Origin of the sequence: Pseudonocardia adelaidensis (assembly GCF_039543345.1) — a bacterium.
Lineage (GTDB): Bacteria > Actinomycetota > Actinomycetes > Mycobacteriales > Pseudonocardiaceae > Pseudonocardia > Pseudonocardia adelaidensis.
The window spans coordinates 1-543 of record NZ_BAABJO010000109.1 but is presented as its reverse complement, the minus strand read 5'-3'; the positions used below and the strand labels follow the sequence as shown (position 1 = coordinate 543).

1 pseudogene is annotated in these 543 nt (G+C 84.7%); it reads left to right on the top strand.

Annotated features, from left to right (window positions below):
* Nucleotides 1-543, top strand: a pseudogene (locus ABEA81_RS42460) (hypothetical protein); the annotation flags it as partial.

Here is a 543-nt window from a genome sequence, read left to right as displayed (position 1 = left end):
CCGCTGTCCCGGACGACGGCGCCCTCCGGGCCGCCGATCAGCTCCCCGCCATCGCCGACCTCGACGCCGGCCTCGCCGACCTCGACCGGCTGGCCGGCGCCGCCGACCTGGCCGCCGTGGGCGTCCGGGCGGCCCGCCGGGCCCGGGACGCGGCCGCGGCGGCCGTCGAGGAGCTCCGCGCCGAGGTCGACGCGGCCGCGGCCGGGCTGCGCGCCGCCCGCGACCCGCTCGTCCCCTTCGGTGCGCCCGCCCCCGCCGGCCCGGACGTGCTCGCGGGCTGGACCGCGCTCGTCGACTGGGCCCGCAGCGAGGCCGCCGCCCGCGCGAGCGCCCTGCCCGCCGCCCGCGACGGCGTCGCCGAGGCCGAGCGGCGCCGCGACACCGCCGAGCAGGCCTGGCGGGCCGTCGAACGCGCCGTCGTCGAGCGGCACCCCGACGAGACCGCCGCCGCGCGCGCCGAGCAGGAGGCCCGCAGCGCCGTCGACACCGCGGAGCGGCGGGCGGCGCAGCTGCGGTCCGCGCTGCGCGGCGCCCCGTCCGGCC